Source organism: Trinickia sp., from assembly GCF_035492435.1.
GTDB lineage: Bacteria > Pseudomonadota > Gammaproteobacteria > Burkholderiales > Burkholderiaceae > Trinickia.
Genome location: NZ_DATJJF010000131.1, coordinates 1 through 24921 on the forward strand (window position 1 = coordinate 1; position 24921 = coordinate 24921).

At 59.5% G+C, this 24921-nt stretch carries 20 protein-coding genes; 15 read left to right on the forward strand and 5 right to left on the reverse strand.

Features of this window, described 5'->3' with window-relative positions; genetic code table 11:
* Positions 1–52: 52 nt before the first annotated feature.
* Positions 53–358: a panthothenate synthetase gene (locus VL598_RS10135; protein ID WP_325326581.1), complete on the reverse strand. Its 306-nt coding sequence runs from the start codon at positions 356–358 to the stop codon at positions 53–55.
* Positions 359–625: 267 nt separating this feature from the next.
* Here VL598_RS10135 and VL598_RS10140 point away from each other — a divergent pair, with 267 nt between their 5' ends.
* The 5 genes from VL598_RS10140 to VL598_RS10160 all read left to right on the forward strand — a co-directional run bounded on the left by VL598_RS10140 (position 626) and on the right by VL598_RS10160 (position 8581).
* Positions 626–3310 (forward strand): UPF0182 family protein, encoded by a 2685-nt coding sequence (locus tag VL598_RS10140; protein WP_325326582.1) that lies wholly within the window; start codon positions 626–628, stop codon positions 3308–3310.
* A gap of 384 nt (positions 3311–3694) precedes the next feature.
* Positions 3695–4909 (forward strand): ABC transporter substrate-binding protein, encoded by a 1215-nt coding sequence (locus tag VL598_RS10145; protein WP_325326583.1) that lies wholly within the window; start codon positions 3695–3697, stop codon positions 4907–4909.
* A gap of 100 nt (positions 4910–5009) precedes the next feature.
* On the forward strand, positions 5010–5885 hold the full coding sequence (locus VL598_RS10150; protein WP_325326584.1) for a branched-chain amino acid ABC transporter permease: 876 nt from the start codon (positions 5010–5012) through the stop codon (positions 5883–5885).
* A 9-nt stretch (positions 5886–5894) separates the two neighbouring features.
* Complete coding sequence (locus VL598_RS10155; protein WP_325326585.1) at positions 5895–7820, forward strand: branched-chain amino acid ABC transporter ATP-binding protein/permease; 1926 nt, start codon at positions 5895–5897, stop codon at positions 7818–7820.
* A 26-nt stretch (positions 7821–7846) separates the two neighbouring features.
* Positions 7847–8581 (forward strand): ABC transporter ATP-binding protein, encoded by a 735-nt coding sequence (locus tag VL598_RS10160; protein WP_325326617.1) that lies wholly within the window; start codon positions 7847–7849, stop codon positions 8579–8581.
* 12 nt (positions 8582–8593) lie between these two features.
* On the opposite strand, the gene VL598_RS10165 is transcribed toward VL598_RS10160, so the two are convergent.
* Both VL598_RS10165 and VL598_RS10170 read right to left on the reverse strand, forming a co-directional pair.
* Positions 8594–9373: a CDP-diacylglycerol diphosphatase gene (locus VL598_RS10165; RefSeq protein WP_325326586.1), complete on the reverse strand. Its 780-nt coding sequence runs from the start codon at positions 9371–9373 to the stop codon at positions 8594–8596.
* Positions 9374–9382: 9 nt separating this feature from the next.
* The gene (locus VL598_RS10170; protein ID WP_325326587.1) at positions 9383–10294 is read right to left on the reverse strand and encodes a ferritin-like domain-containing protein; all 912 of its coding nucleotides are present in this window, start codon (positions 10292–10294) and stop codon (positions 9383–9385) included.
* Positions 10295–10485: 191 nt separating this feature from the next.
* On the opposite strand from VL598_RS10170, the gene VL598_RS10175 reads away from it, so the two are divergent.
* The 10 genes from VL598_RS10175 (at position 10486) to efeO (VL598_RS10220) (ending at position 22402) form a co-directional block, all read left to right on the forward strand.
* Entirely contained in the window at positions 10486–11475 is a 990-nt protein-coding gene (locus VL598_RS10175) for an aldo/keto reductase (protein ID WP_325326588.1), read from the forward strand.
* A 165-nt stretch (positions 11476–11640) separates the two neighbouring features.
* Complete coding sequence (locus VL598_RS10180; protein WP_325326589.1) at positions 11641–12096, forward strand: (2Fe-2S)-binding protein; 456 nt, start codon at positions 11641–11643, stop codon at positions 12094–12096.
* 1 nt (position 12097) lies between these two features.
* Complete coding sequence (locus tag VL598_RS10185) at positions 12098–14365, forward strand: xanthine dehydrogenase family protein molybdopterin-binding subunit (RefSeq protein ID WP_325326590.1); 2268 nt, start codon at positions 12098–12100, stop codon at positions 14363–14365.
* 302 nt (positions 14366–14667) lie between these two features.
* On the forward strand, positions 14668–15570 hold the full coding sequence (locus tag VL598_RS10190) for a glycosyltransferase family 9 protein (protein ID WP_325326591.1): 903 nt from the start codon (positions 14668–14670) through the stop codon (positions 15568–15570).
* On the forward strand, positions 15567–16511 hold the full coding sequence (locus VL598_RS10195; protein ID WP_325326592.1) for a glycosyltransferase family 9 protein: 945 nt from the start codon (positions 15567–15569) through the stop codon (positions 16509–16511). Before VL598_RS10190 ends, VL598_RS10195 begins: the two co-directional genes overlap by 4 nt.
* 141 nt (positions 16512–16652) lie before the next feature.
* Positions 16653–17834, forward strand: coding sequence for a hypothetical protein (locus tag VL598_RS10200; RefSeq protein ID WP_325326593.1), 1182 nt, complete (start codon positions 16653–16655; stop codon positions 17832–17834).
* Positions 17835–18221: 387 nt separating this feature from the next.
* Positions 18222–19058 carry an iron uptake transporter permease EfeU gene (gene efeU, locus VL598_RS10205; RefSeq protein ID WP_325326594.1) on the forward strand — a complete coding sequence of 279 codons (837 nt, stop codon included), beginning with the start codon at positions 18222–18224 and terminating at the stop codon, positions 19056–19058.
* A complete protein-coding gene (gene efeO / locus VL598_RS10210; protein ID WP_325326595.1) occupies positions 19055–20239 on the forward strand; it encodes an iron uptake system protein EfeO in 1185 nt (394 codons plus the stop codon). The genes efeU and efeO (VL598_RS10210) overlap by 4 nt, the downstream gene beginning before the upstream one ends.
* A 14-nt stretch (positions 20240–20253) precedes the next feature.
* Entirely contained in the window at positions 20254–21546 is a 1293-nt protein-coding gene (efeB, locus tag VL598_RS10215) for an iron uptake transporter deferrochelatase/peroxidase subunit (protein WP_325326596.1), read from the forward strand.
* Between the two features lie 37 nt (positions 21547–21583).
* Positions 21584–22402: an iron uptake system protein EfeO gene (gene efeO / locus VL598_RS10220; protein WP_325326597.1), complete on the forward strand. Its 819-nt coding sequence runs from the start codon at positions 21584–21586 to the stop codon at positions 22400–22402.
* 92 nt (positions 22403–22494) lie between these two features.
* Here the strand turns inward: efeO (VL598_RS10220) and efeB (VL598_RS10225) are convergent, their stop codons facing one another.
* Together efeB (VL598_RS10225) and VL598_RS10230 are read right to left on the reverse strand one after the other, a co-directional pair.
* Positions 22495–23781 carry an iron uptake transporter deferrochelatase/peroxidase subunit gene (gene efeB, locus VL598_RS10225; RefSeq protein WP_325326598.1) on the reverse strand — a complete coding sequence of 429 codons (1287 nt, stop codon included), beginning with the start codon at positions 23779–23781 and terminating at the stop codon, positions 22495–22497.
* Positions 23778–24866 (reverse strand): hypothetical protein, encoded by a 1089-nt coding sequence (locus VL598_RS10230; protein WP_325326618.1) that lies wholly within the window; start codon positions 24864–24866, stop codon positions 23778–23780. Before VL598_RS10230 ends, efeB (VL598_RS10225) begins: the two co-directional genes overlap by 4 nt.
* Positions 24867–24921 lie beyond the last annotated feature (55 nt).

Below are 24921 nucleotides of genomic sequence, written 5' to 3' on the forward strand. Positions count from 1 at the left end.
ACCATAAGTACGGTTGATTTGTTTCGAAATTTTTAACCAAGAATCGCATTTATTATTTCCACTTTGTTCCGAGATTTTCCAGTCCGGCCTTTTTAAAATCTTCTGGAACCATCACCACGCGAAACTCGCAGTCGGCGTTGAACATCAAGAACCACGGCTCTGCGTATGCAGGAATCTGTGAAGGCTCATCCAGGTTGACGATGAGGATCGCTCCGCGTGTTCCGTTTTGCTCGGTAAAGTAGGCGGCTTCCGGTTTTGCCTCTTCAAGTATCCTCGAAACCACTTCTCCGATTGTGCCGTTGCGCACAAAAGCATTGAACGGCTCATGAGGTATTCGTATGTTCAGAAGCATGCGCATGGTCATCCTCCTTGGTGAACGCCCGAAAAGTGCCCTTCAATGATAGAAGTTTTGCAAAGGGAATTTAAAGCCTAGATGCCCCGAACACGCGACAAGTGTGTCAGCGTCGGCCACTCTCGCATCGCATTCGAACCACGCACGAGCTGAGGCGCCGGTTGACATTCGTGCGGGAAATCACGCACGCAACGGCCAATCATCCTGCGGCTCACCTCTTGCTCGGGACCCCTACGTAGACGAGCGGGTGATGCGTTGGTAACTGGACCCAGTATGCGCTTCAGACGTATCGCGATCGCCATCGCTATCCTCATCGCCTGCTTGATTGCAGTAGGGCGCATGGTTGGCCTCATTGTCGAAGGGTTGTGGTTTGCTTCGCTGGACCAAGCCGAGGTTTTCTGGACCGTCTTGACTGCTCGAGCGGCTCTGTTCGTCGCCGTATTCACTGTTTCAGCAGGTGCCCTGTGGTTATCAGGGTACCTATCGTATCTTTATGCGGGCAGAGGCAGCAACGTCGTTACTATCGTCGACGAACGCTTGCTGCGTGCGCCGTGGTTCCTGTCGATCACGAGCGCCGCCATACTGCTCGCATTGCTTATCGCAATCGGCGGGACACCGAACTGGGACACCGCACTTCGCTTTGTTTATCAGGTGCCGTACGGCAAGCGCGATCCGGTGTTTGGCTATGACATCGGCTTCTATCTTTTCTCGTTGCCGGTCTTCGTTGCACTCAAAAACGGGTTGATATTACTGATCTTCTGTTGCGCGGCTTTGGCGGGTGTGGTTTTTGTAGTGCGCGCCGATATTGTGCTCGGGCAAGGGGCGATCAGGTTTTCGCGGGCCGCGGTCGCCCACGCTTCGGCGCTGCTCGGGATCTATTTCGCATTGAAAGCGTGCTCCTATTGGCTCGATCGATTTCTGTTGCTATACGGCGACAACGATGTGCTAATAGGTGCTGCCTATACCGACGTGCACGTGCGGTTACCGATTCTGTGGTGGCTCGGTGGCGTTTCAGCCGCGGCGTCGATCGCCTCGTGGGTCAATGTTCGCCGCTGTAGCGATCGCGTGATGTTCGCATCGGTACTGCTTGTCTTCGGCAACTCACTCGTGTTTGGGTGGGTCTATCCGGCGCTCTTTAACCGTTACTACGTGAAGCCAAGTGAACTCGAGAGAGAGACACCCTACATTGCACATAATATTGCGTTAGCGCGCGAGGCATACGGATTGGCGTCGATTGAAGTGAAACCGTTTCCGCCGGAGCAAAGGCTCAATGTCGCCGCTCTGGAAGCGAATCGGGCGACCATCGACAACATCCGGCTTTGGGATCAGCGGCCGCTGATGGATACGTACGCGCAATTGCAGGAGATCAGGACTTACTACAAATTCCGCTCGATAGACATAGACCGCTATTGGCTTGATGGAGAGTATCGGCAGGTGATGCTGTCGGCGCGCGAAATCGAACCCTCGCTGCTGCCGGAAAGCGCCCGGACCTGGGTGAACTTGCATTTGCTGTATACGCATGGCAACGGCGTGGTGATGTCGCCGGTCACGCGGAAATCCGCCGAGGGTTTGCCGGTCTTCTATTTGCACGATATTCCGCCCGTATCAGAAGGCGGCCCGGCCGTGCGGGAACCGCGAATTTACTTCGGTCAGGCGGGGGAGGGCTACGTCATCGTCAAGACCCGTGCGCTCGAATTCGATTATCCGAAAGGGAAGGACAACGCCTACACCACTTACGCGGGACGCGATGGCATCGCGATCGGCAGCTTGGCGCGCCGTGCGCTGTTCGCATGGCGGTTCGGCGACCCGAACATTTTGTTGACGGCCTATATCACGCATGAAAGCGGCATTGTGCTCCATCGGAACATTCAGGACCGGGTCCGCACGATTGCGCCATTTCTCACGCTTGACCACGATCCTTACATCGTGGTCAGCAACGGGCGCCTCGTCTGGATTCAGGACGCCTATACCACGAGCAGCTGGTTTCCCTACTCGCCAAGGAGCATGGAAGACGGCGTCAACTACATTCGCAATTCAGTGAAGGTGGTCATCGATGCCTATGATGGTACGGTCGATTTTTATGTCAGCGATCCTGCCGATCCGATCATCCGCACTTATGGGCGCATCTTCCCGCACTTGTTCAAGCGACTTTCGTCGATGCCTATGGACCTCCGTCGGCACCTGCGCTATCCGGAGGACCTCTTTCTGATTCAGATGCAGCGTTACCGCACCTACCATATGGACTTGCCAGAGGTCTTCTACAATCGCGAGGACCTCTGGCAGTTTCCGCGTGAATTGACTGATATCGACAATGCCAACGCATCTGGTACGCCGATGCCGCCTTATTACATCATTTTGCGAATGCCTGGCGAGCCTCGCGCGGAGTTCGTTTTGATGCTGCCGATGGTGCCGAGCCAGCGCGAGAACATGATCGCATGGCTCGCGGCGCGTTGCGACGAGCCGGCCTACGGCAAGCTTGTCGTTTATACCTTCCCAAAAGACAAGCTGGTATATGGGCCATTCCAGATCGAAGCACGCATCCAGCAGGACACCTCGATTTCCGGGCAAATCTCGCTATGGAATCAAATGGGCTCGCGTGTGATCCGCGGACATCTTGTCGTGGTGCCGATCGACAATTCGATCCTGTATGTGTCGCCGCTCTATTTGCGTGCGACGTCGGGTCAACTGCCGGAGCTCAAGCGCGTGATCACGGCGTATGGCGACAGCGTCGTTATGCAGGACACTTTGAGCGCAGCGTTCGCGGCACTCGTTCAGGATACGGCTCACGTTGCAACGCCAAAGCAACGGCCTGACAACGCCCGTTCCCGGGAAGCGTTGAGTCATTACGATCGCGCCATGGAGCGCTTGAAAGCTGGAGACTGGGGCGGATTCGGCGCTGAGATCGATGCACTGCGGCCGCTACTCGAAGGACTTGCTGGGGAGCGCACGAACAAGTAGCTGTGACGCAAGTGCGAGTCACAGTGCGATGGCCGTGCTCGGATATCGAATCAGGCGGTGATCGTAGGTTTTGGTCGGTAAATGAGAAAAGCCTCTAATTCCTGATTCATGGCTATCGATGCCATAGACAACAGTGTGGTTTAGATGCAATTGTGTTTGCGCAAAACGCACGCGACTGTGCGTACCGTTCTGCCTGTCTGCGTTCGCTGTAATTCGTTACGGGTAACTCCGCATGGGAGCCAGAACCTTACAATTTTTATACTAGGACTCAGAAGATACGGAACCGGTACATAACGCGGCGACGATCTTTATTCAGTACTCCCGGCGTCGTCAGTTCCGACTGGCGGCAAACAGAAAAGAAACAGACATGCTATGGAGACGATTATGGTGATGCGCCTTAAAAGCGTTGTTGCAGCGTTCGCGTTTTGCGTGGCGGCAAGCAATGGTTATGCGGCCGACCCGATCAAGATCGGTGTCGATGGGCCGTTCACTGGAGGGTCGTCTTCGATGGGTGTCAGCATGCGCGACGGCGTGCGTCTCGCCGCGGCGGAGATCAACAAAGCGGGTGGCGTCCTGGGTCGCCCGATCGTCTTGATTGAGCGCGATGACGAAGCGAAGAACGAGCGCGGTGTGCAAATTGCGCAAGAGCTGATCAACAAGGAAAAAGTGGTCGCTATCGTCGGTTACATCAATACGGGTGTTGCGCTCGCGTCACAACGATTTTTTCAGGAAGCGAAAATCCCAGTCTTCAATAACGTCGCGACGGGCAGCATCATAACCAAGCAATTCAGCGATCAGCCCGACAACTACGTGTTTCGCAATGCCGCCGCCGACCGCATCCAGGCACCGATGATCGTCGATGAGGCGGTGACGAAACGCGGCTTCAAGAAGGTCGCAATTCTCGCCGATTCGACCAATTACGGCCAGCTCGGCCGGGAAGATCTTGAGAAAGCGCTTGCTGCGGTAGGCGTGAAGCCGGTTGCCGTCGAGAAATTCAATATCAAGGACGTCGATATGACGGCCCAATTGCTGAAGGCAAAACAGGCGGGTGCCGAAGCGGTGCTGACCTATGGCATCGGGCCGGAACTCGCGCAGATTGCCAACGGCATGGCGAAGCTCGGTTGGAAGGTTCCGCTGATCGGAAGCTGGACGCTTTCGATGGCGAACTACATCGACAACGCGGGCGCGAACGGCGAAGGCGCGCGCATGCCGCAGACGTTCATTCAGGTACCGAATACGGCGAAGCGCAAAGCATTTATCGATGCGTACCTGAAAGAGTTCAAGCCAAAGAACGACCGAATCGATTCACCGGTGTCTGCGGCGCAAGGCTATGACTCGATCTACCTGCTTGCCGCTGCGATTACGCAGGCCGGTACAACCGACGGCCCGAAGGTGCGCGCTGCGCTGGAGAACCTCAACACGAAAGTCGAAGGCGTTGTGATGGTCTACAACAAGCCGTTCACGCACAGTGACCACGAAGCTGTGAGCCCGAACGTACCGGTCATCGGCGAGGTGAAGGGCGGCCGCGTCGTCTATGCGTACGACAGCGACAAAGAGGGCGGCGGTCAGTTGCGCATCAAGCAGGCATCCCGGGACTGAGCGATGCCGACGAGCCGCGGCCGCCTCAGGGCGGCGCGGCTTCGGCATGTGCCATCCCCGACTCACGCTGTGACACGCTGCCTTTTCATGCCAATCAATCATGTCCATCCTGCTTCAGCTCATTTATAGCGGCATCGCGCTCGGCATGATTTACGCGGTGATCGCGTTCGGCTATCAACTCACATTCGCCACCTCCGGCACGCTCAACTTCGGCCAAGGCGATGCGCTGATGCTCGGCGCGTTAATGGGCCTCACGCTCGTGACGCTTGGTGTGAACTACTGGCTGATGATTCCCCTCGTCTGTGTGTTCGGCATGCTGCAAGGCGCTTTCGTCGAGCGGATCGGCGTTCGGCCCGCGATCAAGATCAAATCCGAGTTCGGTTGGATCATGTCGACGATCGCGCTAGGCATCATCTTTAAGAACGTCGCGGAGAACGTATGGGGGCGCGACGATTTGCGCTTTCCGTCGCCTTTGCCGGAGGCGCCGTTGAACGTGTTCGGCGCGAACGTGCTGCCGATGGAACTGCTTGTCGTTTGCGGTGCACTCGCCATGATGCTGGCCGTCGAGTTCTTCAATCGCAAGACGATTTTAGGCAAGGCCGTCGTTGCAACAGCAAACGATCGTGATGCTGCAGCCTTGATGGGTATCAACACCGGCCTTGTCATTACGTTCTCGTATGCGTTGTCGTCGTTGACGGCGGCATTCGCGGGTGTGTTGATCGCGCCTTTGACGTTGACGGGCGCAACGATGGGTGCGGTGCTCGGCCTCAAGGCGTTTGCCGTTGCGATCATCGGCGGATTGTCCAGCGGGCTCGGCATCGTCGTAGGCGGTGTGATTCTTGGCATCGCGGAGACGACCACCGGCTTTTATCTATCAACAGGCTACAAGGACGTACCCGGACTCGTGCTGTTGCTGATCGTGCTCTCGCTGAAACCGGCTGGCCTCTTTGGTAAAACCGCGATCAAAAAAGTGTGAGGTTTCACCTTGAAAAACACGAAACTGCTCGTGTCGACCATCGCGCTGCTCGCACTCGCGCTCTTCCCAGTGCTGTCGGGGAACTCGTACTATATCCATCTCGTCGAGACCATCATGATCTATGCGATCTTGCTGTTTGGTCTCGATATCGTCGTCGGTTATACCGGGCAAGTATCGCTGGGCCATGCAGGCCTCTTCGGTGTTGGTGCTTACACCGCAGGCGTGTTGTTTATGCAACTCAGCGCGCCGTTCTATGTGAGTGTGCCGCTCGCGATTCTGCTGACGGCCGGATTCGGCGCAATACTCGCGTTGCCTGCGCTGCGTGTGTCGGGCCCGTACCTCGCCATGGTCACGCTCGCGTTCGGTACGATTGTCCAGATCCTGATCAACGAAATGGCATTCCTCACGAACGGGCCGATGGGGATCAAGATCACCAAGCCGGTCTTCGCCGGACACGAGCTCAGTGAAAACGGCTACTTCTGGCTCGTGGCGATGCTGCTGGTCCTCTCGCTCGTCGTTGTGCACCGCGTGCTCAAATCGCACCTCGGACGCGCGTTCGAGGCGCTGCGAGATAGTCCAATCGCATCGGATTGCATGGGTGTGTCCGTCTATCGGTACAAGGTTTACGCCTTCGTGATCAGCGCGGGCTTCGCGGGGCTGGCAGGATGCCTCTACTCTTACTCCGAGCAGTACATCTCGCCGAACACCTACAACATCGAACTGACGATTCTGTTCCTGCTCGCGATCATCATGGGTGGCCGCAAGACACGCACCGGTGCAATCATCGGCTCCACCATTATCGTGATGTTGCCGAAGTTGCTCGACGATATTTCGATGTTCCGGCTTGTGGCGACTGCGCTGGCGGTGGTGGTGATCGGGGGTGCCATTTTCGCTCTCATGCGCAAGAACGAACCGCTCAAAGTCATCATTCCCGTTGCGGCGACGGTGTTGCTCGCCGTATTTTCGTATTGGATCGACGCGCTCACCGATTGGCGGCTGACGATTTTTGGACTGATGATCTTGCTGGTCGTGTATTACTTGCAGGACGGCGTGGTCGGGTTCCTGCGCAAGTTCATCATGCAGGGACGCGTACGCACGGTTACAGTCGACACAGAAAAAAACGCTGAAATCGCTGGCGGCGCCATTCTCGATGTGCGCGAGCACGGCGCGGAAACGATCCTGAGCTTTCGTAACGTGGTGATGCAATTCTCCGGGCTCAAGGCGCTCAACAACGTCAATCTCAGTGTGCGTCGAGGCACGATACATGGGCTGATCGGTCCGAACGGCTCGGGCAAGAGCACCATGATGAACGTGCTCACTGGCATTTATGCCCCGACGTCGGGCGAAATCGAGTATCGCGGCGAGCCTATCGCGGGGCGCACCTCCTCCGCCATTGCGCTTTTGGGCATAGCCAGAACGTTTCAGAACGTGCAGCTATTCGGTGAAATGACCGTGCTTGAGAATGTCCTGGTCGGTTTGCATCACACGTTCAAGTCGAATTTTGCAGACGTCGGGCTCATGACCTCGCGCTACAAGCGAGAAGAACGCGCGGCGCGGGAGCGCGCGTTCAGCATGCTGCGCTTTGTCGGGCTCGACGAGGCCGCGGGCGATGAGGCACGCAACCTGCCGTATGGCAAGCAGCGTCTACTGGAAATTGCGCGTGCGCTTGCGCTGGATCCGCAAGTGCTGCTGCTGGATGAGCCGGCTGCGGGGCTCACGGCGCCCGACATCGCGGAGCTGGTGGCGATCATCCGCAAGGTACGCGATCACGGCATTACCGTCGTATTGATCGAACATCACATGGATGTGGTGATGAGCGTGTGCGATACGGTGTCCGTGCTCGACTTCGGACAGAAGATCGCAGAAGGCAAGCCGTCCGATGTGCAGGCCGATGAGAAGGTGATCGAGGCGTATCTCGGCGGCGTGGCGGCTTGACCAACACCGACTACATGGACGGCATAATGCTCTCGATCCGCAATTTGCATGCAGGCTACGGCAAAGTCAAAGTGCTGCACGGCATCTCCATCGACGTGCCGAAAGCATCTGTCGTTACGTTGATCGGCTCGAACGGGGCCGGCAAGACGACAACGATGCGTGCGATTTCGGGCATGATCCGGCCGTCAGAAGGAGAAATCACGATGGGTCAGGGCAGCGATGCGAAGCGCATCGATGGGCTCGACTCCCACCGCATCGCAAGGCTTGGACTCGCGCACTCCCCGGAAGGGCGCCGCGTCTTCGCAACGATGACGGTGACCGACAATCTCATCCTCGGCGCGTTTGCGCGGCTGACGTGGGCACGCCCGCGCGGTGACGTGAAAGCCGATCTTGAGCGTGCAATCGAACTCTTTCCACGGCTAAAGGAGCGGCGCCACCAACTAGCGGGCACCCTTTCGGGCGGGGAGCAGCAGATGCTGGCCATGGCGCGCGCGATCATGCTGAATCCCGATGTCGTGTTGCTCGATGAACCGTCGATGGGCCTCGCACCGATTCTTGTCGAGGAGGTGTTCCGCATCATCGAACAACTCAAAGGTCAGGGGGTGACGATGCTGCTCGTCGAGCAGTTCGCTGCAGCCGCGCTGAACGTGGCCGATTACGGCTATGTGCTGGAGAATGGCCGAATTGCCACGCATGGCAAGGCGGCACAATTGCGCGACGACCCGTCCGTCAGGGCAGCTTATCTTGGTGCAAGCCACTGAGGCGTGAATCTATCAGTGCATGCTCGCCACTTCGCATTGATGATCGAGCAGCACCTCAGCGGTTCCTGTTCCACCATCGATATCCGTGCCGCTGTTGAGTAACAGCCAACCATCTTGCTGCGTAGATGGCCCCGCACCCACGACGAGAATCGTTTGCCTGCTCATGGCATCGAGTTCACCCTTGTCGCGCGCGACGATACTGAATGGATCGATATTGAACTCAGGTCCGCTCACTCGCATGATCCGGTAGCGCGCGCCGTCGATCGTATCCCATACCCACTGATCCGGCGCATCGTGGCGGTGACGACCCAACGCATCGATTGCACTCGTACGCATGCAATCGATATGGATATGCAGTTGCTCCTGTGAGCGTCGGTACGCGGAATTGATTTCGAGCCCCAGTTGGTCGTCCTCGAGTGGCTTGCGATGCGCGGCCTTCAAAGAGGCCTGCACGAAACTACGAGCATTCCATGCATCGGCCCAGTAATGTCCCGTACTGGGTGCAAGCACAAGAGGGCTGTCGATGCCCGAAATGCGGTCTGTGGGTATCAGCAGATGCTGCGCGACGCCTTTGCGATCCTTTAGGACTGCATCTCGATGCGTGAGATCCACGCTGGCACAGATGCCGGGCTTACTCGTCGTACGCGCCGCTGGTTCGCAGTCCAGATGAACGATTTGCCAGAGCGCGTTTGGGTCTGCCTCGGCAAGCGTCTCGCATCCGGTCATCAGCACGACGGCGCAGAGCGCAAAGCGGCCGGTGCGAGCACGCACCCATTTAAAGATGCCAAGCATGTTATTTCTTTATGAATTGGAGTTTTTTATGAATCGGAGGGCGAATTTTGCAAGACGCGGCACAAACGCGGGCCGCAGCAGGCGGCCGTCGTAGCCGCTCATACGTCGTTCGTTTTCTTCCAGACACAGTTCGATCAGCCGTCGCGGGCTGATCGAATTACCGACGCTTGCCGCGCCCGTCATCGCAAAGTTGGCGTCTTGCGCAATGCCGTCGCCATCGATGCCCTTTGCGATTGCCATGCGCTCCCACACGAGCACGCACCAGACGGCGACTATGCGCACGAAGAACCAGGGGCGCTTCCACCACGGCAGATTACGTCGATGCCACGCAGCCCAGTTGACGAAAAAGAGAATGTGCCGGGCCTCTTCCTGAATGACGGGCTCGAATGTGTCGATGAGCTCCATCGGGAAAAAGCCGGAAAGCTGTGCTGACCGAAAGAGGCCGAACGCGAAAAAGCTGTCGATGCATTCGCTAAAGCCCGTGAGCATCCAGGCCCACTCCACGTTGGACGGAGCGGAATACTCCGGTTCGGGCGCGAGGGCGATGCCGTACGCGGCGACAAGCTTGGACAGCACCACTTTATGGCGCGCTTCTTCGGCACCGTTGAGCTCCAGTGCCTCGCGCAGCATCGCGTCGCGCACACTCGCCGCATAGGTCGCGACGCGCACCGAGGCGCGCCCTTCAGTTTGCACGGCGATATCCCAGATCGGCAAGGAGGTCACACGCGCGAGCGCGTCAGGCAATAAGGCCGGCCACGCAATAACGGCCGGTTTATAGGGGTTGTGCGTTTCGAGCAGCATCCGGCAAAACATCCGCTTATGCGCTTCGGAACCCAATTCGATCGGCGCGGCGTCTTCCAGACTCCAATGACGCATCGCATGATCGGCCGCCGCTTCCGCTTGTCGCAAAGTGTTCGACATGGCTTTCGAATGGTGGCAATTGGCAAAACGGGGCCATTTTGTCATAGAACGACAGCCCTATGTCGGGATGCCTGGCCCCAGCGGGCACTAACGCACGAGCAGCCGCGTTGCGCACTCGGATGCACGCATGGCACATGCCGGTTATGCTTCAGGGTTTCGGCCAGAAGGGGCCAGACCTCAGAGGAGTCGTCATGGAATATTGCAAGCTCGGTCGGACAGGCCTGACTGTATCGCGCCTGTGCCTTGGAACGATGACGTTCGGCTTTCAGTCGGATGAAGAGACCGCTGGCCGCATTATGCAGCGGGCCGCCGATGCGGGCGTCACGTTTTTCGATACCGCTGACGTGTATCCGCTCGGCGCGGACCTCTCGATTGTCGGACGCACCGAGGAAATCGTTGGTGCTTGGTTGAAAGGTCGGCGTAACAATTTTGTGCTGGCGACGAAAGCGGTCGGAAAAATGGGCCCCTCGTCGTGGGATGAAGGCGCATCGCGCAAGCATCTGCTCGACGCGATCGATGCATCGTTGCACCGGCTCGGCACGGATTATGTCGACCTATATCAGTTGCATTCGGACGATCGTGAGACCCCGCTCGACGAAACGCTTGAAGCGCTCGACATCATCGTGCGCTCGGGCCGTGCCCGCTATATCGGTGTGTCGAACTTTCTCGCATATCGGCTGGCACGGGCACTGGGTCGCTCCGATGCGCTGAGGCTGGCACGCTTCGTATCGGTGCAGCCGCGCTACAACCTGCTTTTTCGCCAGATCGAGCGCGAGCTGCTGCCGCTCGCTCAAGAAGAAGGCCTCGGCGTGATTCCGTACAACCCACTGGCGGGCGGCCTGCTGACCGGCAAGCACAAGAACGATGGCGCGCCGCCGCAAGGGCGGTTCTCACTCGGAGCCGCGGGCCAGATGTACCAGGATCGCTACTGGCACGAGCGCGAATTCAGCACAGTGGCGGCGTTCCAGCAAGCGACGCAAGAAGCGAACGTTGCGCCGGTGACGGCGGCCGTTGCGTGGGTTCTCGCCAATCCGGCCGTGACGTCGGCCATTATCGGCGCAAGCCGGCCCGAGCAGCTCGACGCGTCGCTGGCAGCGGCCGACATCCGCCTCGATCCCGCGTTCAAGGCCAAGCTCGATGATCTGTCGCACGAGTATCGCTTTGGCGACGCATTGCGCTAAGTGATCAATGAGGCGGCGCCGCGAGGGGCGCCGCCACGCATCACGCCGTTCCACTCAAGGGGTGGCTTCGATTGATTGCGCTCGATACCCGGGCGTTGCAGTACAACGTGAAAATATCGTTTCCCTATCGACCTTGATCGGCTAGGAAATATAAAAGGAAGATCTATGGTTACCTTGACTATCAACGGCCAGGTTCATCACCTCGACGTACCTGATGACATGCCGCTCCTGTGGGTGATACGCGACGTCGTCGGGCTCACCGGCACGAAGTTCGGTTGCGGCATTGCTCAATGCGGCGCTTGCACGGTGCATCTCGACGGCGCGGCTGTTCGTTCATGTGTGCTCCCGGTTTCGGCTGCCGTTGGCAAGAAAATCACCACTATCGAAGGCGTCGGCGCGACGCCCGTAGGCAGCAAGGTCCAGGAGGCCTGGCGCGATCTCGATGTCGTTCAATGCGGTTATTGCCAATCCGGGCAAGTGATGTCGGCCGCCTCGCTGCTCGCGCAGAATCCGAAGCCGAGCGACGCTGACATCGATAACGCGATGGCAGGCAACATCTGCCGGTGCGGCACGTATAACCGTATTCGCGCTGCGATCAAGCACGCGGCAAAGGAGGTCTGAAATGTCGCAAGGATTGCTGCAAGCATTCAAAGTGCTCGAGGCCGAAGCGAATGAAACGGCCCAAGCCGAAGCTGGCGTTTCCCGCCGCGCGTTCCTCAAGTTCGGCGCGACGCTCAGCGCGGCCGCGAGCGGCGGAATGCTGTTGGGTTTCAGCCTGCCGGCCGCAGCGGCGCGTGCCCATGGCACGCCTGCACGCGCCTCGATCATTGGCGGCGATGCGTCTGACGAACCGAGCGGTGGCGTCTTCGCACCCGATGCGTTCATCCGGATCGACCGCAACAGCGTAGTGACGCTCGTCATGCCGAAGGTCGAAATGGGGCAGGGTGTCTACACTTCGCTGCCGATGCTGATTGCCGAAGAGCTCGAGGTGCCGCTCAATAGCGTGACGCTCGACCACGCACCGCCCGACGGCAAGCTTTATGGCGATCCGCTACTCGGTGGTGCGCAGATCACTGGCGGCTCGACCTCGATCCGCTACGCGTGGTTGCCGATGCGGCAGGCCGGTGCCACGGCACGTACCTTGCTGATTTCGGCCGCTGCAAAGCAGTGGGGCGTCGATCCGGCATCGTGTCATGCGCGCGCCGGTCAAGTCATCCATGCTGCAACGGGGCGCCGCCTCGATTACGGCAAGCTCGTGGACGCCGCTGCAAAACTGCCCGTTCCGACCAACGTGACGCTCAAGAAGCCGGAGGAGTTCACGCTGATCGGCAAACCGACAGACCGACTCGATTCGCCTGAGAAGGTCGATGGCGCCGCGCGTTTTGGTTTCGATGTGCGTCTGCCCGGAATGCGTTACGCCGTGATCGTCAATTCTCCGGTGTTCGGCGGGACGGTGCAAAGCGTCGACTCGACGCGCGCAACACAGGTGCCCGGCGTGCACGACGTCGTCAACATCGGTGACGCTGTAGCGGTTATCGGCGTGCACACGTGGGCGGGCAAGCAGGGCGCGGCCGCACTCGATATCAAATGGAACAACGGATCCGGCGCGAACGTGTCGATGCAGCAGATCGTGGCCGATCTTGCTGAAGCGTCGAAGCGCGACGGCGCTGTCGCGCGCAAGGACGGTGACGTAGGCAAGGCATTCGGCACGGCAACCAAGCGAGTCGATGCGGTCTACCAACAACCGTTCCTCGCGCATGCAACGATGGAGCCGATCAACTGTACCGTGCATGTGCGGCCAGACAGCTGCGAGATCTGGACCGGCACGCAAGTGCCGACGTTCGCGCGCGATGCGGCTGCCAAGATCACCGGATTGCCGCCCGAAAAGATCACGATTCACAACTTCCTGCTGGGCGGTGGATTCGGCCGCCGGCTTGAAGTCGATGCGATCGTGCAGGCGTTGAAGATCGGCAAGCAAGTCGGGGCACCCGTCAAAGTCTTCTGGTCGCGTGAAGAAGACATTCAGCACGACATGTTCCGGCCGTATTACTACGACAGGATCTCCGCGGGCCTGGATGCGAAGGGACGTCCTGTCGCGTGGCAGCACCGAATCGCCGGATCTTCCGTCATGGCGCGTTTCGCGCCGTCGTCCATGAAGGACGGCGTCGATCCTGACGCGGTGGAAGTGGCAGCGGATCTGCCGTATGACTTGCCGAATCAGCTCATCGAATTCGTGCGGCAGGAGCCGCGCAATGTGCCGACCGCTTTCTGGCGTGGTGTCGGCCCGACGCGCAGTGCTTTTGTTGTCGAGAGCTTCATCGACGAACTTGCGGCCAGCGCGGGCGTCGACCCGGTCAAGTATCGGCTTGAACTGCTCACGCATTCGCCTCGCGCGGCGAATGTCCTCCAGGTTGCGGCTCGCTCGGCGGGCTGGGGCAGTCCAATGCCGAAGGGGCAAGGGCGCGGCATTGCAGTCATTAACGCGTTTGGTAGCTACTTCAGCATGGTGGTGGAAGTGACCGTGAAGGACGGTGAGGTCAGCGTCAATCGCGTCGTCTGCGCCGTGGACTGCGGGATGACAGTGAACCCGAAGACCGTCGAAGCACAGGTCCAAGGTGGCGTGATCTTCGGCCTCACGGCAGCGCTCCATGGCGAAATCACGATCAAGAACGGTCGCGTCGAGCAAAGCAACTTTACGGACTACCGCATGTTGCGCATCAACGAGACGCCGACGATCGAAGTGCACATCGTCAAGAGCAGCGAAGCCCCAGGAGGTGTCGGCGAGCCGGGTACGGCAGCATTGTCACCCGCCGTCGTCAACGCGATCTTTGCTGCGACGGGCAAGCGTCTGCGCACGTTGCCGGTAGGCTCGCAATTGAAGACGGCTTGATCGTTGCTGGGACGCCGCATATCTAATGCGGCGTCGTTTAATCGAAGCAGGGCACGGGCATCAAGCGCTTCCAGGTACCGAAGGTACTGATAAGCGCCGACTGCCCGCCCCTGCTTTTTTGTTGTGCGCCCAAGTTACCCACCTGCCGAAGGTGAGATGTCATCAAAGTAAGTATCCGTAACGAACACGGTAACGAAATTAATATCGGCTGACTCTACACTTCATCACGTTTTAATCTTTTCGTTTTTTCGCTGTAACTGGACAACTGTCCCCTTGAGGACGCGCATGAGGTCGAGGGCAGTATGTGGCAGCCAGTCAAACAGGTTTCCCGAGTTGCATTGATGCTTTCGCCCGCATTGGGCGACTCTTTGTTGATGATGACGATCGCACGCAATCTCCGGCTTGCTCAGATCGCTGTCACGGCATTCGGTAGCCAGATGCAAGTCATCAAAGACTGGTTTCCCGACATCGATATCCGGCCTGATCTCACGGAAGACCGCCTGGATGCAACGTTGCCTGAGTTCGACGCGGTCATCCAAATGCATCGCGATAGGCCCTTTGTCGATTTGCATCGACTTCATCCGCGCGTGATTCTCCTCGAGCCGCTTTATCGCGCCCGTTCACCCGAGGCGATGGCGGATCGATTGGCCCGATTCTGCAAAGAGCAACTGGGCTTGACATTGGCTGGCAAAAGCAACGGCATCACCGCACCTCCCGGACTCGAGCATCGCAGACATAGCCTTCGCGTGGCGATTCATCCAACAGCCAGTACATCCGACAAGTGCTGGCTCCCGTCCCGCTTCTTACGGCTCGCGCTGCAGTTGCGCGAGCGTGGCTTCCAGCCGCAATTCGTGGTCGCGCCGCAAGAACGCGCCGAATGGCGGCATGTCGAACGCTCCGGGTTGACGTTGCCGCACTTCGACTCACTTCACGATGTGGCCACGTGGCTTTATGAATCGGGATGGTTCATCGGCAACGATTCGGGAATCGGCCATCTTGCCTCCAGTCTTCAAGTTCCGACGCTCTCCTTGTTCATGCGTCGGGGTATCGCGCGCACCTGGCGACCCGGTTGGGGTTCGGGGCAGGTGCTGGTCGGCAGCAGCCTGCTGCCGACGGGGCGTCTGCGTGAGCGTTATTGGAAGTACATGCTATCGGTCGGCAAGGTGACCCAGGCGTTCGATCAGTTGCGCGCGGAATTCGCATGATCACCCAACCTGCCGGCAGCGCATCTGTGATGCCTGCGGGGCGTATCGCACTTATAGCGTCAAACGCAATCGGCGACACGTTGGTGCTGATGGTCATCGTGCAAAACCTCCTGCGCAATGGCGTTGATGTGACCGTGTTCGGGCAGCCCGCCTACGCATTGAGGCAATGGTTTCCCGGCGTGGCAATCGAGCCGCTGCCTGCCCAATCGGAAGAAGAAGCGTTGCTCGCGCAGTTCGATACTGTCCTGCAAATGCATACGCACCAGCCGATTCCCCGGCTCGCGCAAATTCATCCGCGCGTATGCCATCTCGATGCGATTGACGTTGAAAATCGTCCCGGTTGCATGGCTGAGAATTTTGCCGATTTTTGCCGTCGCGAACTGGGGCTGCAGGACGTCCGGCACTCAAACGGGATGATGCCGCCGTCCGGATTGATGCACCGTTGTCACGTTCGCCGGGTTGCGATCCACCCCGAGGCGAGCACGCAAGACAAGCGCTGGTTGCCCGAGCGTTTTCTTCGTCTGGCCGTGCGCCTGCGTAAGCGTGGCTACGACGTTCAGTTCATCATTGCGCCGCACGAACGGGAGCGATGGTGCGAGCTAGAGCGCTGGGGGATACCTGCGCCGACTTTCGCCAACCTGCACGAATTGGCAAGCTGGCTGTACGAATCAGGATGGTTCATCGGAAACGACTCTGGGATGGGGCATCTGGCATCGAGTCTCAACGTTCCCACGATCAGTCTCTTCCGGCGGCGCCGGGTGTCCGAGCGTTGGCGTCCGGCCTGGGGCACCGTCGATGTCGTGTTGCCGTGGCAGTGGCTGCCGTTTGGATGGCTCAAGGAGAAACTATGGCGTGAGACGCTGACTTGCGCTCGCGTCCTTTCGGCCTTCAATCGGATGGTGCGCCGCTATGGCGACGGTGGCCACCCAATGGCGAGTTAAAGCTCGGCCGTTTTGCGCTTTAAACGATTGCCATCTCGAGACCTTATGACAGCAACTTCACCCAAAGCAGTTTTTTTGCACACCGGATACAGGACCGCCGGAACATGGCTATGGTCGTGCTTTCGTCGTCTCGATGGCGTCGTGGCCTTTTACGAGCCGCTGCACGAGATGCTGGCCAGCATCGATCCGGCCATGTTGGCGAGCAGTACCGCCGATAGCTGGCGCTCCGGCCACCCGGACCTCGATGCGCCGTATTTTGACGAGTTTGCCGAACTGCTAGAGCCTGGGGCGCGCGGCATTCCTGGATATGACGTGCGTTTCGCGCTCGACATGTTCGAGCAAGGGGTGCCTGCCCAGTCCGATCAGTTGGCCGCGTACGTGAACGATTTGATTGACGTAGCTAAGCAACGCGGTGGTGTTCCTGTCTTCAAGTTCTGTCGATCGCTCGGGCGACTGCCCTGGTTCCGCGCTACGTTTCCCGACGCCGTTCACATTGCGGTCGCCAAGAACCCGATTTCGCAGTGGCAGTCATGTTGGAACCTGTTTGCAAAACATCGCAATGCTCATTTTGTGGCCGACCCGTTCGCCGTGCTGACCATGACCCAGCACGAGCCGATCACGCGCTGGGTACTCGATGCGTTGCAGATCGAGTTGCCGGCATTGCCGCCAGGGACGAACGAAACGCTTGAAGCCTGCCTCGACTTCTTCAAGCAATATGTGCAGCATACCGCACCCGCAACTTGCTATCGCGCGTTCCTTGCGCATTGGCTGCTCGCATCGCGGCATGCAGCAACGCATGCTCACGCGCTTTTCGATTGCGATCTCGCTGCTTGGTCACCCGCCTACGTGCAGGCCGCCGAGCGTTGGATGGTCGAACTCAGCGGCCTCGCGCCTTCTTTCAGCGATGTTCGCTCGGAAGGAAAGAGTGCTCGTGACTGCGGGTTCGATGCACAAGAGGGCGTACAGATCCACATTCAAGCGCTCAATCTTGCTCGTGCCCTGGTACGCGATGACTGCGCTCATACGGATACGCTCGCGCTCTGGACGAATAAGCTCGCACAGGCGACTCAAGTTTTGGTCTTCGGCGCAGAAGCCAATTTACCGCAGGAGCAGACGCCACCGCACCGCGCATCCCGCGTGGTGGATGTTGCACTCGTGGACGGCGTTGGGCTTGAAGACGTACTGATCGGCGAGCTTGCCGCGACGCGGGCTGCGCTGGCGAAAGCAAATCGTAGGCTGGCCGACGTCGACAACTCCTTAGTGTGGCGTCTGACGAAGCGCGCGCGGCAGTTGCTTCGACGCGGGTCAAGCCACGCAATGTAGGCGCGGAGCAGTATCAACGGCCGGTTGCCTCGCGAGAGCGGCTGCGTTCGTCCTGCGCTCGCCAACCCTTACCGACGTTCTGCACGGCACGCCCGTGTCGGAACGCGGCCGTTCCGAATGCCCGCATCGCGTCCCGCCTTTCACGACCAAAGCGGATCGAGCCCCAGCACGCCTGATTCGACGAGCGTTGTGCGCTCCGGAACGGAATCGTTTCGGGTGACATGCAGTAAAGGGCAATGTTGCGCGACAACAAAAATAAGAATGAGAATGATTGGCAATAACGATGAGTTGTGACAATATCTGAAACGGTTCAGCAACAATTTGTAACGGATTGCACCCCGCACCGCGAGCGGAGAATCGCGTCACAGAGGCCGTCTCGGATACCGCATGCTCGTCCCGTTTCTCATCATGCTGCGCGAAGGCATCGAAGCGGCTTTGATCGTAGGCATCGTCGCCAGCTACCTGCGCCAGACCGGCCGAGGCCAGTGGCTGCCGGTTGTCTGGATCGGCATTCTGCTTGCCATCGCGGTGTCTCTCTTCGTGGGCGCTGCGATCCAGTTCGCCAGTGCCGAATTTCCGCAGAAGCTCCAGGAGTTCTTCGAAGCCGTGGTCGGTGTAATCGCGGTGGGGGTGCTGACCTCGATGGTCCTGTGGATGCGCAAGGCCGCGCGCACGATGGCGAGCGAGTTGCGCGCATCCGTCGATAGCGCGCTTGCGCAGTCGGGCCATCGCGCCTACGGACTGATCGGGATGATCTTCTTTTCGGTCGCGCGTGAGGGCCTCGAATCGGTATTCTTCCTGCTCGCGACTTTCCAGCAGAACGAAGGCGTGGCCGCGCCGCTCGGCGCGCTGCTCGGTGTGCTATGCGCGGCGGCGGTGGGCTACGGCATCTATGCGGGTGGCATCCGCGTGAACCTCAAACGCTTTTTCCGCTATACCGGCGTGTTTATCCTCGTCGTGGCCGCAGGCATTCTCGCCAGCTCAGTTCGCGCGCTACATGAGGCGGGTCTGTGGAATGATTTCCAGACGGTCGTTGTGGACCTATCCGGTGTGCTGCCGGTAGGCAGCGCGGCGGGCACACTGTTTTCAGGCGTCTTCGGCTATCAGGACATGCCGACGGTCAGTGAGCTCGCGGCGTGGGCCACCTTTCTGAGCGTGTCGCTTTACTTCTTCTTGCGACCTGCCCCGCGTAAGCCGGCCATCGAGGGACAGTGGCAGAAATGAACGAACGTCTCTCTTTAACGGGGGCCGCGCCGTTTCCCGTTCGTACGGTGCGCATCGCGCTCTTGATATCGGTGCTGCTGGTGCTGATCGGCCTTGTGCTCTTCTATCAGGCCACGCGTTTCGCGCAGCGCGCGCACGTGCGCACGGATCACGGCGTCATGGTCGAAATTGGGCCACAAGGGTGTACGCCGTCTACGCTTTCCGTACCGGCGGGCCGCACGGTGTTCAGCATCCGCAATATGTCGAACCGTGCGGTGGAGTGGGAAATTCTTGACGGTGTCATGGTGGTCGAAGAGCGCGAGAACATCGCACCCGGCTTCACACAGACGCTAACGGCCAATCTCGCAGCCGGCTCTTATGTGATCACATGTGGGCTGTTGAGCAACCCGCGTGGTCGTCTCGAAGTGCTTCCCGTGCCGGCAGAGCACGAGACGCCGAGGGCTCTGTCAAAGGTCGATTTCATCGGCCCCCTCTCCGAGTACCGTGTTTATGTCGGCGTGCAGTCGGCAGAACTGGCCGATGCAGTCGCGGCGCTGTCGGCTGCTTTGGGGTCGGGAGACATGGCTGGCGCACGCACGGCCTATGTCACGGCGCACGCGGTATATGCGCGTATTGCGCCAGTGGCGGCCCTGTTTTCAGACCTGGATCACCGCATCGACGCGCAGGCCGCTTTGTTCGCCAGTGGAGAGGCCGCCCCGGCATTCAGCGGCTTCTATCGCATCGCATCGGGGCTCTTTGCGCACGGCCAGACGCGTGAGCTAGTGCCTGTGGCGAAAGCGCTCGCCGCGGATATTGCGACACTCGCGCAACGCACCGATGCGCTTTCGCTGCAGCCCGCGCAACTTGCGAATATCGCCGCGCGACGTATCGAGCAGGTTACGCCTCTGGCGAGGGGGCAGAGCGCCGACGCGGTGGACGCTCTAGAGCAGATCGGGGCAACGCTTGAGGGCGTGCGTGAGATTGGCCAGTTGCTCAAGCCGTTTTTTGACTCTCAACCCGCCGTGGGCCAGGCGCTAGTCTCGGACCTGAATCAACTCGACGCGACGCTGCATAGCCTGCGCGACGGCGACCACTTCTTGCCCGAAAGCCGTGTTCCGGCGGCGGCGCGTGCGGCGCTTGCCCAGCAGCTGGATAAGCTGGCCGACGACTTCCGGCGTGCAAACCCCGCTCTCGGACTTTAGTCGTGCTACCCACCATGTCTCAATTGCATCCCGACTCTCCCGATGCACCGGCATCACCTCTTCGCAGGCAGATCATCGCCGGTGCCGGTCTGCTCGGTGGCGCGCTGGCCGCGGATCTCGCCCGCGGGGCGAGTCTTGCACGCGCGCCGCACGTTACTGACGCACCCACTTCTGGCGGTAGCCTGCAAGACAGCTACCCGTACCTAGGCGTACGTCAGCAAGGCGTCACGACGCCGCGTCCCGCAGCGGGCATGGTCGCCGCGTTCGACGTGCTTGCCGTGGACCGCGCCGGTCTCGAGCGCCTTTTTCGGAGGCTGACCGATCGCATCGCATTTCTGACCCAGGGCGGCCCGGTGCCGCAGAGCAATCCTGACTACCCGCCGGCCGACTCCGGCATTCTCGGCCCGGTTGTGACGCCAGACGGGCTCACCGTCACCATTTCGGTTGGCGCATCGCTGTTCGACAACCGCTTCGGCCTTGCAACCATCAAGCCTCGCGAACTCGTCACGATGACGGGTTTTCCCAACGACGCGCTCGTCGAGCGGCTTTGCCACGGTGATCTGCTGTTGCAGTTCTGCGCCAATACATCCGATACCAATATCCACGCGTTGCGCGACATCGTGAAGAATGTGCCCGATCTGTTGATGTTGCGCTGGAAGCAGGAGGGCACTGTGCCGGTCGTGACGCTGGCCGCGGGCCGACGCCCGGAGAGCGCGCGTAACCTGCTGGGCTTTCGCGACGGCTCGGCGAATCCGGACTCAACAGATGCCGCAATGATGGATCGCGTCGTCTGGGTGGGCACCAAAGCGGGCGAGCCCACGTGGGCCGCGAACGGCAGCTATCAAGTGGTGCGCATCATCCGCAACTTCGTCGAGCGCTGGGACCGCACCCCGCTGCAAGAACAAGAGTCGATCATCGGCCGCCGCAAGGCGAACGGCGCGCCGTTCGACGGACGCACCGAGTTCGACGTGCCGGACTACGCCGCCGACCCAGAGGGCAAGAAGACGCCCCTCGACGCGCACATCCGGTTGGCGAACGATCGCAGCGTCGCGGCACAGAAGCGTTTGATACTGCGCCGGCCATTCAACTACTCGAACGGCGTGGCGCCGAACGGCCAGCTCGAAATGGGATTGCTGTTCATTGCCTATCAGGCGAGCCTGAATGACGGCTTCATTGCTGTGCAGGAGAAGCTAAACGGTGAGCCGCTCGAGGAATACATCAAGCCGATCGGCGGTGGCTATTTCTTTGTCCTGCCAGGCGTGCCGGGCGAGGGCGATTTTTTGGGGAGCACGCTGCTGCAAGCGTGAGGTAAGGGGTTTCTGACATGGCAGGAGGAGAACCGATATGAAAATGAAGAAAAGCTTGGTCTCACTTTCGCTCACTCTTGTTTTATGCACGGTTGCGCAGGCGGCCGTCGAGCCGTTGGATCTTGTTAAGCCGGTGGCAGACTACAAGATCTATGTCTCAAAGGAGGTGAACGGTCTCGTCGCGCAAACGCAGGCTTTTACCGACGCGGTGAAGGCGGGCGACTTGGCAAAAGCGAAGGCGCTCTACGCGCCAACGCGGGCGCACTATGAACGCATCGAGCCCATTGCGGAACTATTCAGCGATCTCGACAGTGCAATCGACTCGCGCGCCGATGATCATGAGAAGCGCGAAAGGGACTCGGCTTTCGTTGGCTTCCACCGGATTGAATATGGCCTCTTTTCCGAGAACAGCACAAAAGACCTCGCTCCCGTCGCGGACAAGTTGATGCACGATGTGATCGATCTTCAAAGGCGTGTTTCGACACTCGTCTTCCCACCGTCGAAAGTGGTGGGCGGTGCCGCCGCGCTGATGGAGGAGGTGGCGGCGACCAAGATCTCCGGCGAAGAAGATCGTTATAGCCACACCGATCTTTGGGATTTTCAGGCGAATGTGGATGGCGCACAAAAGATCGTTCAGCTACTCGATCCGTTGATTCGCAGGCAGGATGCCGAGTTCGCCGAAAAGATTTCGACCAACTTCGCCACGGTGGACAACATTCTGGCCAAGTACCGCACGCAGAACGGTTTCGAACCCTATGACAAACTTTCGGCCAACGATCGCCGAGCGCTGGTTGGCCCCGTGCAGACACTGGCGGAAGATCTTTCGCGCCTACGCGGCATGCTGGGATTGAAGTAGAGCAAAGAGTTGCGATGGTGACTGGCGGCCTGAGGAGCTTGGCTTCTCGAGGTCGCCAGTTTAGTGTCAAAACGGCGCATCGCCGTTCTACGTCATGCGTTGAAGAGCTCGGCCCCAATGAACGAGCCGCTTTGCACCCCTGCAGGACAGGCGAAAATCGCACTGCCGACGTGAGTGGTGAACTGATTCATCATGTCGAATTTCGCGAGCCTTTCGTTGAGCGGAATGAAACCTTTGCGCGGGTCTCGCTGGTGGGCGATGAAAATGAGTCCTGCGTCGTACTCGGTTGTCTGCCGCCACGGCGGCCACCGCTCGATATAAAAATTCGTGCTGTCGTTGTATGAATAGGAGCGGCGAAAAATCTGCGCGCCGTTGTTCATCCCGTGATTCGACAGCCGCACATGCGAGTTCTCGGGAATCACCGGGTTGCCGTCCTTGTCAGTGGCGTCGAAATCGAGCGCATCGAACTCGTTCGTCTTGCCAAACGGCGCACCGCTTATCTTTTGCCGGCCGAAGACCGACTCCTGAAAGCCTCGCTCCATCTGATCCCAATGCTCGAGCGTAATGCGAATTCGGCGCACAACCGTATAAGTGCCGCCCTGCATCCACGCCGGCCCCTCGGAGCCGGCCCAGACGAACTCGTTCATCGACTGCGGATTTTTGACGGAAGGGTTGCACGTACCATCCTTGAAACCCATCAGGTTGCGCGGTGTCTCGCTGACCGGACCGGAAAGGAACCCCGCTTGCCCCCAGCGAACATGGGCCACTCCGCTGCCGATTCGCGTGAGCTGTCGCACGGCATGAAACGCCACTTGCGCGTCGTTCGCGCAAGCTTGAATGAACAAGTCGCCGCCGGTTTTTTCGGGAACGAGTTGATCCCCGACGAAGCGCGGCAAATCGACGAGCGCCGTGGGCCGACGGCTCGCGAGGCCATAGCGATCCTTGCCGTCCGATTCGAACAAGCCGGGGCCGAAGCCGAATGTGATCGTAAGTCGCGCCGCGCCGAGGCCGAGCGTCTCTGCTGAGTCCGCGGGTGGCTGATCGTCGGGGCTGTCGAGCGACGCGGCCGGCTCGCCGCGGGTCAAACGAGACGCAGCTTCGGTCCACGCGCGCAGCAAACTGATCACGTCGTCACGCTTATCCGTCGTGAGATCGATCGCGGCAACATAGGTGTATCGCTGCTGAGGTGTAATGATGCCGCCTTGGTTCGCGCCAAAAAACGGCTCGACGGCTCGGTACTCATCGTCCGAGGGTGGCCTCGCTTGCGCGGATGAGGCCGCACCCAATGTGGTAGCGGCAACGGCGGCTGCGCCGCCCACCTTCAGAAAGCCACGCCTACCGGGGCGAGACGGTCCGTTTCGATTGTTCTCCGTTGTCATTTTGCTAGCACAAGCGTGTTGACGTCGTCCTCGACGTAATAAAACCCGTCACCCTGCGGCGTCATAAGAATTCCGAACAAATCGCCATTGCCGGGCGGCGTCTGCGCACGATCAGCGTCGATCCATCGAGCATAGAGTTGCTTGCCGTTCTGAGGATCGATCTCGACGACTTGCCCATTAAGGGCGTTTGTCACGAGCAGGTGACCGTTCGGCGCGGTCGTCATCGCAAGCGGCCGGCGTAACAGACCGGCCGCGGTAAGCTGACGTCCTGTGCCGGCACTGGTGTCACGCGTCAATGGATCGTCGATCACGGTAATCTGGTTGCCGATCGCATCGGACACGTAAAGCAGCTTGTTGTCGGCCGAGAGTGCGAGGCCGGTCGGTCCAATGAGGAAAACGCCTTTGTCGGCCTGAGCGCCAAAACCGCTGCCAATTACCGTTTCGCGCTTGATGACGGGCGGTTTTCCTTCGGGGATGTCGAGGTCGAGTCGCAGGACATTGGCCTCATTGACGACCGGATGGGCACCCCGCGCGGATCCCACGCCGAAGCCCGCATTGCTCACAAATAGCGTGGCCGTACTGCCGTTGTCGACCACCGCCATGTTTCCCCACGGGTCGTTGATGCTCGGGCTCACAAACGTCGAGACGACCTTGCCCTGGTTGTCGAGCACGACGAGGCAGCCGGCGCCCTTCGTATCGGCCGTGCCGTCATTGCTCGGCGTGCTGCCGATGATGACCCAGCCCGACTTCAGCATCGTCATCGCCGTCGAAAGGCCGATGCCGCCCGGGCAGTCTTTCAGCTCTCGCGGAAGCGTTGCGAACAGCGTCATCTGCTTCGTGTCCGGGTGATAGTCGATGATCGTGCTGCCCGTTCCCTGCAAATTCGACGAGTTGTTGAAGTTGTCGACGAGTACGTCGCCCTCTTTCACCTGTCCCACGGAGACCGGCGCGATTGCGATCGCGTAGGGATTCTGGTCACCATTGTCAGGCACGGTGTTGATGAGCGTCGTATGTCGATGAACCGTTTCGAGGAACCCGATCGGTTCCGCGAGCACGGTGCCCGATTCGAGCAAGCCGCCAAACATCGCTGCCGCGATGAGCGCCGACGCCGCGGTGTGCTTTGTGGTCAACGTTCTCGTC

Bases quoted from the DNA above. Each gene is read 5' to 3' on its own strand.
- efeO (WP_325326595.1), top strand. From the start codon at position 19,055: ATGAACGAACGTCTCTCTTTAACGGGGGCCGCGCCGTTTCCCGTTCGT.
- efeU (WP_325326594.1), top strand. From the start codon at position 18,222: ATGCTCGTCCCGTTTCTCATCATGCTGCGCGAAGGCATCGAAGCGGCT.
- efeO (WP_325326597.1), top strand. From the start codon at position 21,584: ATGAAAATGAAGAAAAGCTTGGTCTCACTTTCGCTCACTCTTGTTTTA.
- VL598_RS10145 (WP_325326583.1), top strand. From the start codon at position 3,695: ATGGTGATGCGCCTTAAAAGCGTTGTTGCAGCGTTCGCGTTTTGCGTG.
- efeB (WP_325326598.1), bottom strand. From the start codon at position 23,781: ATGACAACGGAGAACAATCGAAACGGACCGTCTCGCCCCGGTAGGCGT.
- VL598_RS10160 (WP_325326617.1), top strand. From the start codon at position 7,847: ATGCTCTCGATCCGCAATTTGCATGCAGGCTACGGCAAAGTCAAAGTG.
- VL598_RS10195 (WP_325326592.1), top strand. From the start codon at position 15,567: ATGATCACCCAACCTGCCGGCAGCGCATCTGTGATGCCTGCGGGGCGT.
- VL598_RS10190 (WP_325326591.1), top strand. From the start codon at position 14,668: ATGTGGCAGCCAGTCAAACAGGTTTCCCGAGTTGCATTGATGCTTTCG.
- VL598_RS10170 (WP_325326587.1), bottom strand. From the start codon at position 10,294: ATGTCGAACACTTTGCGACAAGCGGAAGCGGCGGCCGATCATGCGATG.
- VL598_RS10165 (WP_325326586.1), bottom strand. From the start codon at position 9,373: ATGCTTGGCATCTTTAAATGGGTGCGTGCTCGCACCGGCCGCTTTGCG.
- VL598_RS10150 (WP_325326584.1), top strand. From the start codon at position 5,010: ATGTCCATCCTGCTTCAGCTCATTTATAGCGGCATCGCGCTCGGCATG.
- VL598_RS10185 (WP_325326590.1), top strand. From the start codon at position 12,098: ATGTCGCAAGGATTGCTGCAAGCATTCAAAGTGCTCGAGGCCGAAGCG.
- VL598_RS10230 (WP_325326618.1), bottom strand. From the start codon at position 24,866: ATGTTTGGCGGCTTGCTCGAATCGGGCACCGTGCTCGCGGAACCGATC.
- VL598_RS10175 (WP_325326588.1), top strand. From the start codon at position 10,486: ATGGAATATTGCAAGCTCGGTCGGACAGGCCTGACTGTATCGCGCCTG.
- VL598_RS10180 (WP_325326589.1), top strand. From the start codon at position 11,641: ATGGTTACCTTGACTATCAACGGCCAGGTTCATCACCTCGACGTACCT.
- VL598_RS10140 (WP_325326582.1), top strand. From the start codon at position 626: ATGCGCTTCAGACGTATCGCGATCGCCATCGCTATCCTCATCGCCTGC.
- efeB (WP_325326596.1), top strand. From the start codon at position 20,254: ATGTCTCAATTGCATCCCGACTCTCCCGATGCACCGGCATCACCTCTT.
- VL598_RS10135 (WP_325326581.1), bottom strand. From the start codon at position 358: ATGCGCATGCTTCTGAACATACGAATACCTCATGAGCCGTTCAATGCT.